Origin of the sequence: Acinetobacter sp. F9 (genome assembly GCF_019195275.1) — a bacterium.
GTDB classification, from domain to species: Bacteria; Pseudomonadota; Gammaproteobacteria; order Pseudomonadales; family Moraxellaceae; genus Acinetobacter; species Acinetobacter pseudolwoffii.
Map to the genome: position 1 here is coordinate 907332 of NZ_CP078068.1, position 14586 is coordinate 921917.

A 14586-nucleotide genomic window follows, 5' to 3' on the forward strand; every position below is an offset into this window, starting at 1 on the left:
TACTTCAAGTTAAAAGTAAAGGTTTTAAAATTTATCTTCTGTACTGTCCCTATCGTCTAGAGGCCTAGGACATCGCCCTTTCACGGCGGTAACCGGGGTTCGAATCCCCGTAGGGACGCCATATTCGAGATGGCAACATCTCAACAAAAAAGCCCGGGCATTGCGACTTGGGCTTTTTTGCATTCTGAATATTTAAATATAATTTTTTACCACTCATTAAAATATGCTCTTCGTTACATAGGCTGCCATGTAATTCATATTTTACAATTTGCATTCTTTTAACATTTCTATTCATATAAATATCCGTTCATTTTCATTTAAAGCAATACACCAATAAATTAGAACAAAAATTCAACATCTAGACGTCAAGTCGCACGTTAAGGTAACTGAAGAGATATCTGCAAGGATCAGATTATGTTCGTCAGCACAGAGTTAAGTTTGCCTTTATCGCCAAATAATAATCATAATTATCAATTTAAAAGCTTTAAGGATTGGGTCGACTTTTTTCAAGATACTGAAATCTCGACGAATACCAAAACCGAACAGGCTGAATCTTATTTGAGCGATCTGCTTAAAAATCTCAATATAGATCCACTCGGATGGCTGGATCAACCGGGACAAGTTGAACAGCATCTTTTAGAACAACATCATCAAATTTGTGCCAAGTTTCAGGCTTATCTGGGACGGCGTAAACAACATCAGGCCCGGGAGTATTTCCCAACGGTTTCACATGCTTTCGAATTTCTGTCCAAGGTTGCACCGGTTAAACTGGTCGATGGTTCTTGGTTATATTCCACCGTACATAACTGCAATCAACCCAAGCTGAAAGATTTGATCTATATCTATCTGGAAGAACTGGGTCTGGGACATCCACGTGCCAATCATGTCACCATGTATCAGCACCTGTTAAGTCACTATGAGCTGAACAGTTATGCCGAACAACTGGATGCCAGTTATTATGAGCAGGCCGCGGTACAGTTAGCACTGGCTTATGCGCCGGCCAAATACTTGCCTCTGGTGATTGGTTTTAATCTCGGCTATGAACAGTTGCCGCTGCATCTACTCATTACCAATTACGAATTGGCTGAACTCGGGATTGATCCCCATTATTTCAATGTGCATATTACGATTGATAATGCCCACAATGGCCATGCACAAAAATCCCTGCAAGCCTTTATCCAGCATTATGAGAATGCGGAAGATCCGGAGACTTATCTTGATTTGATCAAGCAAGGCTATCTGCTCAATGACATCGGTAAAAGTTCTTCCCAGATTGTGAAAGAGCTGGATATTGAGCGCATGGCCTTAAAAGTATTCCAGAACAAGGCACTGATTGGCCAATATATTCATAATCAGAAATGTCAGTTTAGTGGCAAGACTATCAATGACTGGTTATCAGATCCGGTACAAATTTTCAAGTTCCTGAACGTGCTGATTGAGAAAGGCTGGATTATTAAAGATGCTCCTGTTGAACAGAGCCGTTTCTGGAAAATGATTGATCATCCTGAAGGTAAAATGTTTGGTGTGTTTAATGCGACTGAAAAACAGATCATTAAAGACTGGATTCAGGGGGCAACTTTAGCAACTCGGCTGTCTTCACGTAGCGCAGCGCCGTCTCAGGCGAAAGTTGAACCTGCTTTAAGCCGTATGGATCAACAGCGTTTAAATCAGTTAAAAAATCGCTTTATGCGCTGTGAAGGTGCGGAACAGAAAATTGACTTGCTGATTCCCTATACTTCACCGCATATGCATCATACTGAAGTGGGTTTATGGGCAACCCGTCAACTGGGACAGTTATTATTTCCTTTCCAGACCCAGGCGATGCATTATTCTTAACTATGTGATGAATAAAAAACCGGGCATTCTAATTGCCCGGTTTTTTATACTTAGATGATAAATTTAAGCCGATTTACGCGAATTCAACTGCCCTTTAATTACGGCTTTAACATTGCCTTTAAGGTAGTTCAAAAAGACTTTTAACGGTGACAGTTTTGGATTCGGCTGTTTACCTTTGGCAATTTCCTTAAACTGCGCGGCATACCAGATAATTTCCATAATCGCCATTTTGTCAACCAGCGGAATACCGGTTTTAATTTTCTCAACCGCATAACGTACATCTTGCCCTGCAATTAAACGATCACCCAGATCCGGCTCTACCGCAAAAGGTCGGGCGATGCCAACAAAATCACATGCACCACTGTCGAGTGCAGCATTCATGCCGTCGACGGTTCTAAAGCCACCAGTCACCATGATATGGCAATTGACTTCCTGACGGATCTTTTCGGCAAAATCGAGGAAATAGGCTTCACGGGCAATGGTTGAAGCTTTGCGTTTGTCTTCTTTTACACCAGCCATGGCAGGCGCTTCATAACTACCGCCGGATACTTCAATGATATCAATCCCGGCTGCATCCATCGCCTTAAAGACATAGATCACATCTTCTTCACTCATACCACCGCGCTGAAAGTCAGCGGAATTCAGTTTGACTGAAATAATGAAATTTTCTGAACTTGCAGCACGGACAGCCTGATAGGTTTCCAGCAGAAAACGGGTACGGTTTTCAATACTGCCACCCCATTGATCCTGACGCTTATTGGTCAGCGGTGACAGAAACTGGCTAATCAGATAACCATGTGCCCCATGCAACTGGACGCCTTCAAAACCGGCCTTTTCACAAATTTGCGCTGAAGTGGAAAAGCGCTGGATAATCTCCAGAATTTCAGTTTCAGTCAGCGCACGCGGTGTGCCGAAGCTGACGGCCAATGCCGAACTAAAAGGCACGGCCGACGGCGCAACTGTTTCTTTATTTAAGCCTTTGGGACACTGACGACCCGGATGTGACAACTGCACCAGTTGTACCATACCCTGCTGCTTGCCCACTTCCGCCCAGACTTTAAGCTGCTCCAGATCACGCTCGGTTTCTACCACCACCACGCCCGGCTCATTCTTGGCACGAAAGTCCACCATGACATTGCCGGTAATGGCACAGCCCAGTCCACCTTTGGCCCAGGCTTCATACAACTTGAAATGTGCCTGATTGGGCTGGCCGGCATCATTGGCCAGCGCCTCACTCATAGCGCCTTTAATAATACGGTTTTTGAAATTGGTATGACGAATTTGAATGGAATCGGCCAATTGGGTCATGATCTGTCCTGATATTACTTTTATTTTGTACTCGTTTATAACGCAAGTCAGGATAATTGACAATTCAACTTGTCAAATTTACACAATTTTCATCTACTTATTTTTACGATGATTAAAAAGTTTCGTGATTTATTGTCTTGGATCAAAAGCATCACGCACTGCTTCGCCAATATACATCAGCAAACTCAGCACAATGGCCAGACTAAAGAAAGCTGATAAAGCCAGCCACGGCACATTTAAATTATTTTTGGCTTGCAGCAACAGCTCGCCCAAGGAAGCTGTTTCCGGTGGTAGCCCATAGCCTAAAAAATCCAGAGCTGTCAGTGCGGTAATATTGGCAGTCAGCATAAAGGGAAGTTGTGACAGACTTGAACCGATGACATTCGGCAATATATGCCTGAACATGATTCGCCCATCTCCTGCACCCATACTTCGTGCCGCCCAGACGTATTCCAGATTGCGTGCACGCAGAAACTCAGCCCGTACCATGCCCACCAGAGTGGTCCAGCCAAACAACAGCATGATCAGAAATAGCCAGTAAATATTGGGACTAAACAGACTGACCAGCACCATGACCATAAATAGCATCGGCAAACTGCTCCAGACTTCGAGCAGTCGTTGCCCGATCAGGTCGATCCAGCCGCCATAATAGCCCTGTACAGCCCCCAGCAAAATTCCAATCGCCGCCGACAATAAAGTCAGTGCAAAACCAAATAAGAGTGAAACCCTCAAGCCATACAGAATCCGCGCCAGCACATCACGACCCTGATCATCTGTTCCGAGCCAGTTTTGTGCACTTGGTGGCGAAGGCACCGGTACAGTCAGTTCCAGATTCGGGCTTTGATATGAAAATGGAATAATTGGCCAGATCGCCCAGCCTTTTTCTGCAATCAACTGTTGAACGGCAGGATCTTTATACTCGGCTTCGGTTTCAAATACCCCACCAAAAACGGTTTCCGGATAAGATTTTAAGATAGGCAAATACACTGCATGATCATATTTCACCAGCAAGGGCTTATCATTGGCAATCAGTTCTGCGCCCAAGGACATGATAAAAATAAGGCCAAACATAATAAAACAGCCAAATCCCAGCTTGTGCTGCTTAAAGCGTTGCCAGCCTAATTGCATCAAGGACGACATTAGGAGGATCCCCGACGTGAACTGAAATGAATCCGTGGGTCGATCAGTTGATACAGCAAATCGCTTAATAATCGCAATATCAGACCAAGCAAAGTAAAGATAAACAGAGTACCGAAAATCACCGGATAGTCGCGTTGGATGATCGCCTCAAAACCCAGAACACCCAAGCCATCGAGATTAAAGATAATCTCAATAAACAGGTTGCCGACGAAAAACACCCCAATTAATACTTCTGGCAAACCTGCGATCAACACTAATATCGCATTTCGAAACACATGCCGATATAGCACTGCATTTTCATTTAAACCTTTGGCCCGCGCAGCCAGAACATATTGCTTACTCAACTCTTCCACAAAGGAAAATTTCACCAGATAGGTCAAACTGGCAAATCCACCCAGCACCATGGCCAACAATGGCAATGCCATATGCCAAAAATAATCCTGAATTTTCCCGAAAAATGAGAGTTCGGCAAAATTTTCAGAGCTGAGTCCCTGTAACGGAAACCATTGCAGAAAAGATCCACCGGCAAAAAATACAATCAGTAAAATCGCAAAAATAAAGGCTGGAATGGCATAGCTCACCGCCAGCATTAAAGAGGTGATCTGATCAAAAACACTGCCATGTTTTCTGGCTTTGCCGATGCCTAAAGGGATAGACACCAGATAGATGATTAAGGTACTCCACAGGCCTAAAGAAAGCGATACCGGTAGTTTTTCCCAGATCAGCTCAGTCACAGCCTTGTCTTTAAAAAAACTAGTGCCCAGATCAAACTGGGCATAGCGCCTTAGCATGTCCCAAAAGCGGATATGGGCAGGCTGATCAAAACCGTATTGAATATTGATCTGCTCGATCATCTCAGGGGTGAGGCCTTGCTGCCCCTGATACTGTAATCCGGTATGTGTCAAGCCATTGACCTGTTGTGCCTGATAAATCGCTTGTTCCACCGGCCCACCCGGTGCCAGCTGGATCACCATAAAGTTAATCAGCAAAATGATCAGCAAGGTTGGAATCATTAGCAACAGACGCTTGAGTATATAAGTGCTCATGGCACTCCCTGATAGGCTTGGAGCTTAATGCTGTTTGAAATAATTGGCCACATGTGGAGCCTTTGCTGCATCGACCCACCAGTAATCAATGCCCGCGGAGAGCTTAGGTTTAAGCTTGGGCTGCTGATACATGTTCCAGTAAGCATACCAGTATTCACCCGTACCATAAGTCGGAATATGATAATAACCTGCCCGCAGCAAACGGTCTAAAGCTCGGGTACTGTCAATCACCTGCTCCCGGTTCTGCGCCTGAATTACTTGCTTAATCACCGCATCAATAGCAGGATTCTGAATACCGGCATAATTATAGTTACCGACCTGCTTGGCAGCCTGACTGCTCCAGAACTGTTTTTGTTCCTGCCCCGGTGTCAGGGACTGTGGCATGCTGTCGACAATCATATCAAACTGGTAATTTCGTAGCCGTTCATAATACTGCGCAGTTTCGACCATACGAATATTCGCCTGAATCCCCAAACGTTTTAAATGACGCAAATAAGGCATCAGATGACGCTGCTGTTCCACCTGATGCAGCAAAAATTCAATCTTGATCGCTTGACCGGAAGCATTGACCAATTGCCCCTGTTGATAACGATAACCGGCTTTTAACAGCAATTGACGGGCTTTTAATAAATTCTGCCGGTTAAACCCTGAGGCATCGGATTGAGGATATTGCCAGTCCTGAAGTACAGCCTGACGCTGAACCGGATGAAGCTTCTGCAAATGAGGCTTTAAAATTTGCAGCTCTTGGGCACTCGGCCGTCCACGAGAAGCCAGCTCGCTATTGGAAAAAAAGCTGTTCAGACGTTGATATTCACCATAGAACATGGCTTTATTCAGCCATTCAAAATCGTAAGCGAAACTTAAGGCCTGACGGAAGCGAATATCGGCAAAGGGCTGACGCCGGGTATTAAAGACCAGACTCTGGGTCGGGACCGGATTTTGATGCCGAAAACGATAACGTTTGACTTGTCCTTGCCGAACCGCAGGAAATTGATAATCCCTGATCCAGCGATTGACCTGTTTTTCCTCATGCAAAGTAAATTGGCCCGATTTAAAGGCTTCGAACTTGATTTCCGGACTACGATAATAACGATACTGGATCCGGTCAAAATTATAACGACCGCGATTCACCAATAGATCTTTGCCCCAATATTGAGGATTGCGCTGATACGAAATACTGCGGCCGGGATCTATGCGTTCAATCACATAGGGCCCTGAACCCAGAATCGGTTTCAGCGTCAGGTCTTTAAAATCACGCCCTTGCCATTGCCGTTTAGAATAAATGGGCATCTGCGCGACAATCATGGCCATTTCCGGATTATGCCCGGATTTAAAATGCATTTTGATTTTTAAAGGTGACAGCACTTCCAGCTGATGTATATCTGCCAGATACATTTGCAAGCCAAAATTGGACTGGGTCTGATAAAGCTCAAAGCTATATTTGACATCTTCCGCAGTTAAGGGCTGACCATTGCTAAAGCGCGCTTTCGGATTTAAATGGAAAATGATAAAGGCGGTTTTCTTGGGGTCAAAACTGACTTTTTCCGCCAGCAAGGGATAATACACCCCGGGCTCATCCAGTGATTTCGACAGCAAACTGTCAAAAATATAGTTGATCCCTTCAGTGACATTGCCTTTGCCATTCATGCTATTTAAATTATCAAAGCTGCCATCGGCCGCCAAAATCAGTGCACCACCTTTGGGGGCTTGCGAATTGGCATAAGGTAAGGATTGCAGATGGCTATATTTCGGTGGGCTATGTAGCGCAATATAAGGTGTGGTGATCAGGGCTGCCCAACTGGTATTCATTACCAGCGGGACAACCATGCTTAAAACAAATAAACTAAAAAATCTCACGATGAATGAATTAGTTTGGCACTTTAATCACATCCCCAATACGTAATTGTGTATTCGGTTTGAGATCATTCATTTCCGCCAGTTGATTGCTGTTCATGCCGTAACGTGAGGCCAGACCGATCAAGGTATCGCCGCGTTTGACTTTATAATCAGTCACCAGTTTTGGAATCTGGATGGTTTGACTGACACGCAATCCGGCACGTGGACTGAGATTATTTAACTCGGCCAGTTCGGTGACCGTAATTCCTAAACGGCTGGCAATCGCATTCAGGGATTCGCCTGACTTGACGGTATAAGATTCAGTTGCTCTAGAAGACACAGGCTTAGCTGCCACTTTCACGTCTTCTGCTTTTTTATCCGTCGGAACATCACCCACAATTTTTAAACGCTGACCAATACGGACGTTGCCATTGGCATTCAGGCCATTTAAATCGGCCAGATACTTGACCTGAAGATGATACTGACGCGCAATAGAGCTTAAGGTTTCACCCGATTTCACCACATGCGAATCAGATTTCACATGTTTCGACACCGTTTCAGCCACAGACTCACGCACGGGTTCAGCTGCCTCACCCGTCAGCTTTAAACGCTGACCGACGCGCAGGCCGGCATGACGAGAAATACCATTCAGACTCGCCACCTGATCCATCGACAGATTGTATTTTGCGGCAATGCCGGTCAAGGTATCGCCCGATTGAACTGTATAAGTTTCAGGCACCTGACTGCCGGCCGGAATCTTGATGGTCTGGCCTATACGTAAACCACTATTGGCCGCAAAACCATTTAAAGCTGCCAGCTCAGACACACTGAGCTTGCTTTGACTGGCAATGCTATACAGGGTTTCACCGCGTTTGACCTGATAATTTTCAGTTGCTGTCTGATCAACTTTAACATTTTCAAATGTCTGTTCAGTCTTTTGGGTCGATGCGGTCAGTGCTTCAACTTCCTGAAGTGGCACATTGATTTTCTGTCCCACCATCAAACTGCTACCCGCAGTTAAACCTGAGGTGAATGACGCCAGTTCAGCATTTGACAGTCCATAACGATCGGCAATCAGTTTCAGATATTCACCGCGCTTGACTGTATAGGATTTGGTTTGAACTTTGGCAGCTTCAGCTTTTTTAGCATCTTCTACTTTGGCTTTAGATGCAGCCGTTTCTTTCAGCGACAGCTTCTGACCGACAAATAAACCACTGTTGGTACTTAAACCATTAAAATCAGCCAGCTGTTTGAGACTTAAACCAAACTGGCTTGCCACACTGGTTAGAGAATCATTGGCCTGAACCACATAAGATTCCGGCTTTTCTTTGGCTTTGGTTTGTTCCTGCACCGGCTTGGCATCATACAAATAAATCGTGGTGCCTACATATAGCGTAGAGTTTGGATCGATCTGGTTCCATTTCGCTACATCACGCCAGTTCACCCCATTTTTTGCTGCAATCAGTGCCAGATTATCCCCCGGTAAAACCTTATAGGTACTACGCTTGCCCTTAGGCGCGACCACCACCACTTCAGAATCAGTCTTGACGTAATTTTTACCCTGGTTCAACTGGGCTTCGACCGAAGTCGCTGTGGTATTGTCAGCAACTTCTTTCGGATAAGAGAAGCCTTTGGTAAGTTCCTTGCCTTGCTGCTCAGCCACAGACAGGCTGGTTTGAATAGCCGTCAGCTTGATTTTACCATCATAAGGATCGACAATTTCTGTGCCTGCCGGCGCCAATGCTTTCAGCTCTTCAACTACCTGAGCCTGTTCTGCCGGTGTTGCAACAGGCTGCAGAACTTCATCCACAGTTTTGTTAGTTTCCTGCGCGGTGACGACCTGCTGAACTTGCTGACGCTCGGCTGCAGAAATCGGTGGTTCGACCTGAATCTGTTTCGCTGGCGCTGCCGGTGTCACTGCGACCGGAATACGTGGCGCACTTGGAATCGGCAAATCACTTTGGGCAGCAAAACTGGCCAAGGCAGATGAGCCTCTAGGCGTTGAAATCTTTTTCGTGGTCTGTGCCACTGTATTTGCCGTTGTCACCACAGGTGCAGTCGTTGCAGGTCGAGTACTGGCAAGAACGGGTGGAGTCTGTTTTGCCGGCGTAGTCGCTTTCGCATTTAATACGGGAGGCGCAGCTTTGGTCGGCACCACTGTGGTGGTGCTTTTCGGCAGGTTGCTGGCACTACTCGTAGATAATCCGCCGGAACCAGATAGTTTTTTCAGCTTTTCATCGACTGAAGGACTGAGGTCAGCAGGAATCAAAATACGACGCGGACTGGTAGGGTCAATATGATCACCACGATGCCCCGGGTTCAATTGATACAGCTCCGCACGGCTCAAACCGGTGATGGCTGCAATTTCATTTAAATTGGCCACGCCTACAGGCACTTCACGGAAATGCGGACGGTTGGCAATTGGTGGCAGGCTCACCCCATACTGACCTGGAGTTTTAATAATTTGTGCAACTGCCAGGAAACGTGGCACATAGCTCATGGTTTCTTGTGGCAATTTGAGTGACCAATAGTCGGTCGGCAGACCTGCTGCTTTATTGCGGTTAATCGCCTGCTGAATACGTCCCGGGCCGGCATTATAAGACGCCAGCGCCAGCTCCCAAGAACCAAACTGGTTATATAAACTGCCTAAAAACTCATAGGCTGCACGAGTCGATTCCACCACATCACGACGACCGTCGTATAAAGGGGTCTGTTTTAAACCATAAATACGGCCTGTGCTTGGAATAAACTGCCATAAACCTGCCGCTGCTGCACTACTGGTCGCTGCCGGGTCATAGGAACTTTCAATAATCGGTAATAGCGCCAGCTCGGTCGGCATACCACGGCGTTCTGCTTCTTTTACCGTGTAATATAAATAACGTGAGGCACGCGCACTTAAACGGTCCAGATAAGGCTGACGTGAAATAAACCAGCCGCGCTGCGCATCAATCCGCGGATTCCAGACACTTAAATCCATCTTGAAACCCACAGTCATGCGTTTCCAGACATCACCATGTTTCAGAACCAGTAAACGGTCGCCTTCAACTGCACGCATATCGGTTGCAGAAAGCAGATCTTCCAGTCCATCCAGACCGCTTGCATCCAGATATTGTGATCCAACTTGCTTGCTTGCTGCTGTTTGGGATGTGCTTTGCGTAGATGAACAGCCCGTCAATCCCAGAGAAGCAAGTGCAGTTCCCAGTACAGAAAATTTTAAAAATGTTGGTAATGTCGGCTGCCACAAGATTGCGGTTGGTTTATACATAAAGAAATCCAAACAACTCGTATATAAATTTATTTTTTAGATCTGCCATTGTAGTGAAGCATGTTGCAGACACAAGGCAATAATTTACCGTGATTTCACGTTAAATGTTACAAGAAATTAAAAAATCCGGGACATAGAGATTGATCGACTGCATTTGCGCTATACAATAAGCCTTCCAGCTTGTTCTCTTTTGATCGGATTTTAATTTATGTCACACACTATCACACTTTATGTTGATGGCGCTTGTCGCGGCAACCCGGGTTTAGGCGGTTGGGGTGCGTACATTATTAATGGCCAGCAAGAACACAAAATCTGTGGCGGTGAAGACCATACCACCAATAACCGCATGGAACTGACAGCTGCCATCGAAGGCATTCTGTTCTGTGACAAACAGGATAAGCTGGTGATCTATACCGATTCCAATTATGTCAAACAAGGCATTACCGAATGGATTCACGGCTGGAAAAAGAAAAACTGGAAAGACGTCAAAAACCCTGACCTGTGGCAAAAACTGGATGCAGTCTGTCAGGGACGAGAGATTGAATGGCACTGGATCAAGGGTCACGCCGGGCATGCCGGCAATGAAATGGCCGATCAGCTGGCCAATCAGGGCGCCGATGAAACCCTGAAAAAATCCAAGCAAAGCCCTTCAATGTCTGAAGATAAAAAAAAATCTGAACCCGACTGGCTGCTAGATGATCCTTTCGGTCTGGATCTGGCCGAGAGCGAAGAAGAGCTGGACGATATGCAGGAAGAAGAAATCATTGAATTGAATGAAGTTGCCGACCCTGAGCAAAGTGATCCAGCGCTTCAAGAGGTGGATGCAACCGTTGCCAATAGTTCGCAACTACATCCCCAGATTGTGATTACCCCCGCAACCTTACAATTGCATGGCCCGCGACAATTGATTCTGGATACCGAAACCACCGGTTTTTATTATCAGGATGGTGACCGGATTATTGAAGTTGGCGCGCTGGAAATGATCAACCGCAAACTGACCGGCAGCTCGATTCATATCTATATCAATCCGAAAACACCGGTCGGCGACTCGGTCAATGTCCACGGCATTACCGATGAGTTCCTGCAAGACAAACCGTTATTTGAGGAAATCTCTCAAGTATTGTTTGACTATTTGCACGGTGCCGAAATTATCGCGCATAACGCCAGCTTCGATATGAACTTCCTGGATATGGAATTCAAACGGGCAGGTTTTAAAGCCCTGTCCGAAGTTTGTGAAGTAACCGATACCCTGGCAATGGCCAAGTCCAAGCATCCGGGGCAGAAAAACTCGCTGGATGCCTTAGTGCGCCGCTACGAGATTCCAAAGCGTGACCGTACGTTCCACGGTGCCTTGCTCGATGCGGAAATCCTGTCTGATGTTTATCTGGCGATGACCGGTGGACAGGTATCTTTTGATATCGATGCTTTGTCTCATTCTGACGATCAGAACAACCGTTCAGGCATGGCCAGAGTTGAAATTGAACTGCCGGTGATTCTCCCCTCAGAACAAGAATTGCAGGAACATGAGAAATGGATCAAACAATTCGAAGAAAAACATGGAACTGCTTGCCTTTTCTCGAAATAAAATCTACATTTCCGAGCATGCTTTAGGTTAAAAACTACAGTTCTTCAGTTATAGTAAATACAAAGAGGTTCCGCAGCTTTAAGCGGGGCTCATATATAGATAATACTTCAGGAAAGGTGCAGATCCATGTCTTACCAAACCTCTATACATTTTGATCCAACAGCCTTACTGATAATAAAAAATGAGGTTGATAACTCGATCAAGTTAGTCGAATCAGCAGTAAGCACCTTGGTAGAAGATCAGACTTTACCTTTTGGCATTGATGATGCATTAAATCAGTTCGAACAATGTGCCCAAGTTCTGGCACTCATCGACATGTCCAGCCTGGCAAAAGTCGCTCATTATTCAGCAGAACTGATGCGCAAGATTATGGGGAACCCGGCACAGGTCAATACGCAGGACGTCATTGCCCTGAGTGAAGGCACCACCATGCTGAAACGCTATATCGAATTTATCTGCCTGCGTGAAGTAAAAATTCCACAGTTCCTGCTCGACACCCTGAACCGTCTGGAAATTGCGCTGGGTAAACCGCTCACCAGTGAAGGTCAGCATATTGAATCCCTGCTCGACCTGATCACGCCTGACTTTCAGTTACCACAAGCACCCGGTCTGGAAAAATCCAAATATGTTCAGCGCCTGTACAAGCTGTCCCTGAACAAGCTGCTTAAGCAGGAAGAAAGTGAACTGGATCTGCAGGCGATTAAACTGGTGGGGGCTTATCTGGCTGGGCTCGCTCAATCGCACACCAGCAAACAGTACTGGAATCTGGTTTTCGTTGCATTCAGCAATATTGATCACTTGCTGATTAATGAGCCACGTCTGCGCACTCTGGTGAGTATCGAGCGCAACATGGCACAATATTTTGGCTCGCCGGACAGCTTCAAGGCTTCACTTGCAGACCTGGCCAATGTCCTGAGTCTGTGTATTAGCCAGGAAGATGATACTGCACAACATATCCGCAGTCAGCTCAATATTGGTGAAGACCTGCTGACCGATATGCAGTTACAGGTCTTTAGTCGCCACCTGTATGGTCCAGACTTTGAAACCATGCATACCATTAGCGAACTGGTGACCACAGAAATGGCGCAGATTCGTAATGACATCGAGTTTAACTATCAGAACATGAGTCCTGAAAAAACTCAGGAATTGCAGGCACAGCTCAATAATCTGGCCAACATCTTCAAAGTATTGAACCTGAATGAAGCCTATCATGACCTGAACCGTCAAGCTACTTCACTGAGCCAGACTGAAATCCTGAAAGATCCGGGTTTTGCCCAGCAGTTGATGAATGTGATTCTGTCTGCCATGAACTCGATTGGGGTACTGGAACGTCATCACACCTCGAGCCGTTTGCAGCTGCGCGTCAACAACATGAATATTTCTCTGGACCGCCTGGATGAAGCACATGCTGCTTTACTCACTGAAACCAAGGCCCTGATCGAGCTTTCCAGCCAGATTCTGAGCAACTATCTGCAAGATCAGGACTTGGCTGCACTCGAACCTGTGCCAGTACAATTCTGTGAAATTGGCGGGGCGATGCTGTTCCTGAATGCAGAACATGTTCGTACTGCATTCACCACCACTGCAGCATTCATCAAGAACCGTATTGATCTATCAATGGCATTAACGCCGGAAGAGATTCATCGTGCTCTGGATACTCTGGCGAGTGCCGACATGATGATTGATAACTTAAAGAACAAACAGCCTGTTTTACAGGCTATGTTTAAGGTAGCATTGGACAGTAGTGAAAAACTCAAAATAGTTGCCTAATGTCCAAATTATCACTTGCTTATATTTTTCAGCAGCAGCAACTGCTGGTCGATCAACATTTTCAGCTTCCACAGGTTGAAGCCCTCGCAAGTGATTTGTTACTCCACACGGGTGATCAAGTGATTGCCCGTGACCTGCTTCCCGATGAGCCGATTCCTACAGGCTTGCAACTGGTACCCATCCGCCAGTTATTACAGTTCTGGAATACCCAGCAATTCGAACAGGCCAGCCGTGCGGTACAGCTTTTAGAATGGCGCCGGAATCACAAATTTTGTAGTCATTGCGGTACGGCCACCGAAGCACATCCGCTTGAACATGCGATGCTCTGTCCATCCTGCAATTATCGTCAGTATCCACGGGTTCAGCCTTGTGTCATTACTGTCATTACCCGGGGTGAAGACGAAATTTTGCTGGCCAAAAACGCGCGTAATACCAAAAGCCAGATGTATGGCCTGATTGCCGGTTTTGTTGAAGTTGGCGAAACGCTGGAAGAGGCAGTACGTCGTGAAACGCTGGAAGAAGTCGGTTTAGAGCTCAAGAATATTCAGTATCTGGCTAGCCAGCCCTGGCCGTTTCCAAGCAATCTGATGATTGCCTTCAAGGCTGAATATGCCGCGGGTGAAATCGAATTACAGCAAGAAGAAATTAGCGATGCGCGATTCTTTAAATTCGATCAGCTGCCTGAAATTCCGTTCAAGGGCAGTATTGCCCATGCCATGATTATGCATGTGACTCAAGGTACGGCTGTCGCAGACGATACCAAGACCTGGCTCTAGCTCTTATTGAGCTCAAGTTTGGCT

At 46.0% G+C, this 14586-nt stretch carries 9 protein-coding genes and 1 tRNA gene; 5 read left to right on the top strand and 5 right to left on the bottom strand.

What is annotated here, in order from left to right; all coding sequences use genetic code 11:
- Positions 1 to 45 precede the first annotated feature (45 nt).
- Both KT990_RS04450 and KT990_RS04455 read left to right on the top strand, forming a co-directional pair.
- A tRNA-Glu gene (locus KT990_RS04450) sits at positions 46 to 121 on the top strand.
- A gap of 293 nt (positions 122 to 414) precedes the next feature.
- A complete protein-coding gene (locus KT990_RS04455; RefSeq protein ID WP_218209225.1) occupies positions 415 to 1836 on the top strand; it encodes an iron-containing redox enzyme family protein in 1422 nt (473 codons plus the stop codon).
- 63 nt (positions 1837 to 1899) lie between these two features.
- On the opposite strand, the gene KT990_RS04460 is transcribed toward KT990_RS04455, so the two are convergent.
- The 5 genes from KT990_RS04460 to KT990_RS04480 form a co-directional block, all read right to left on the bottom strand.
- Complete coding sequence (locus KT990_RS04460) at positions 1900 to 3144, bottom strand: NADH:flavin oxidoreductase/NADH oxidase family protein (RefSeq protein ID WP_218209226.1); 1245 nt, start codon at positions 3142 to 3144, stop codon at positions 1900 to 1902.
- A gap of 129 nt (positions 3145 to 3273) precedes the next feature.
- On the bottom strand, positions 3274 to 4284 hold the full coding sequence (locus KT990_RS04465; RefSeq protein ID WP_218209227.1) for an ABC transporter permease: 1011 nt from the start codon (positions 4282 to 4284) through the stop codon (positions 3274 to 3276).
- Complete coding sequence (locus KT990_RS04470) at positions 4284 to 5330, bottom strand: ABC transporter permease subunit (RefSeq protein WP_218209228.1); 1047 nt, start codon at positions 5328 to 5330, stop codon at positions 4284 to 4286. The genes KT990_RS04465 and KT990_RS04470 overlap by 1 nt, the downstream gene beginning before the upstream one ends.
- Before the next feature lie 24 nt (positions 5331 to 5354).
- Positions 5355 to 7157 carry an extracellular solute-binding protein gene (locus KT990_RS04475; protein WP_218209229.1) on the bottom strand — a complete coding sequence of 601 codons (1803 nt, stop codon included), beginning with the start codon at positions 7155 to 7157 and terminating at the stop codon, positions 5355 to 5357.
- A gap of 40 nt (positions 7158 to 7197) precedes the next feature.
- Positions 7198 to 10431, bottom strand: coding sequence for a LysM peptidoglycan-binding domain-containing protein (locus KT990_RS04480; protein ID WP_218209230.1), 3234 nt, complete (start codon positions 10429 to 10431; stop codon positions 7198 to 7200).
- Positions 10432 to 10639: 208 nt separating this feature from the next.
- On the opposite strand from KT990_RS04480, the gene dnaQ reads away from it, so the two are divergent.
- The 3 genes from dnaQ (at position 10640) to nudC (ending at position 14562) form a co-directional block, all read left to right on the top strand.
- Complete coding sequence (gene dnaQ, locus KT990_RS04485) at positions 10640 to 12016, top strand: DNA polymerase III subunit epsilon (protein ID WP_218209231.1); 1377 nt, start codon at positions 10640 to 10642, stop codon at positions 12014 to 12016.
- A 126-nt stretch (positions 12017 to 12142) separates the two neighbouring features.
- On the top strand, positions 12143 to 13786 hold the full coding sequence (locus KT990_RS04490; RefSeq protein ID WP_005096371.1) for a hypothetical protein: 1644 nt from the start codon (positions 12143 to 12145) through the stop codon (positions 13784 to 13786).
- Entirely contained in the window at positions 13786 to 14562 is a 777-nt protein-coding gene (gene nudC, locus KT990_RS04495) for an NAD(+) diphosphatase (RefSeq protein WP_100357231.1), read from the top strand. Before KT990_RS04490 ends, nudC begins: the two co-directional genes overlap by 1 nt.
- Positions 14563 to 14586 lie beyond the last annotated feature (24 nt).

What these genes read in the sequence shown, in the direction of transcription:
- KT990_RS04490 (WP_005096371.1), top strand. Translation starts at nt 12,143, where the DNA reads ATGTCTTACCAAACCTCTATACATTTTGATCCAACAGCCTTACTGATA.
- KT990_RS04475 (WP_218209229.1), bottom strand. Translation starts at nt 7,157, where the DNA reads ATGGTTGTCCCGCTGGTAATGAATACCAGTTGGGCAGCCCTGATCACC.
- KT990_RS04460 (WP_218209226.1), bottom strand. Translation starts at nt 3,144, where the DNA reads ATGACCCAATTGGCCGATTCCATTCAAATTCGTCATACCAATTTCAAA.
- KT990_RS04470 (WP_218209228.1), bottom strand. Translation starts at nt 5,330, where the DNA reads ATGAGCACTTATATACTCAAGCGTCTGTTGCTAATGATTCCAACCTTG.
- KT990_RS04465 (WP_218209227.1), bottom strand. Translation starts at nt 4,284, where the DNA reads ATGTCGTCCTTGATGCAATTAGGCTGGCAACGCTTTAAGCAGCACAAG.
- KT990_RS04480 (WP_218209230.1), bottom strand. Translation starts at nt 10,431, where the DNA reads ATGTATAAACCAACCGCAATCTTGTGGCAGCCGACATTACCAACATTT.
- KT990_RS04455 (WP_218209225.1), top strand. Translation starts at nt 415, where the DNA reads ATGTTCGTCAGCACAGAGTTAAGTTTGCCTTTATCGCCAAATAATAAT.
- nudC (WP_100357231.1), top strand. Translation starts at nt 13,786, where the DNA reads ATGTCCAAATTATCACTTGCTTATATTTTTCAGCAGCAGCAACTGCTG.
- dnaQ (WP_218209231.1), top strand. Translation starts at nt 10,640, where the DNA reads ATGTCACACACTATCACACTTTATGTTGATGGCGCTTGTCGCGGCAAC.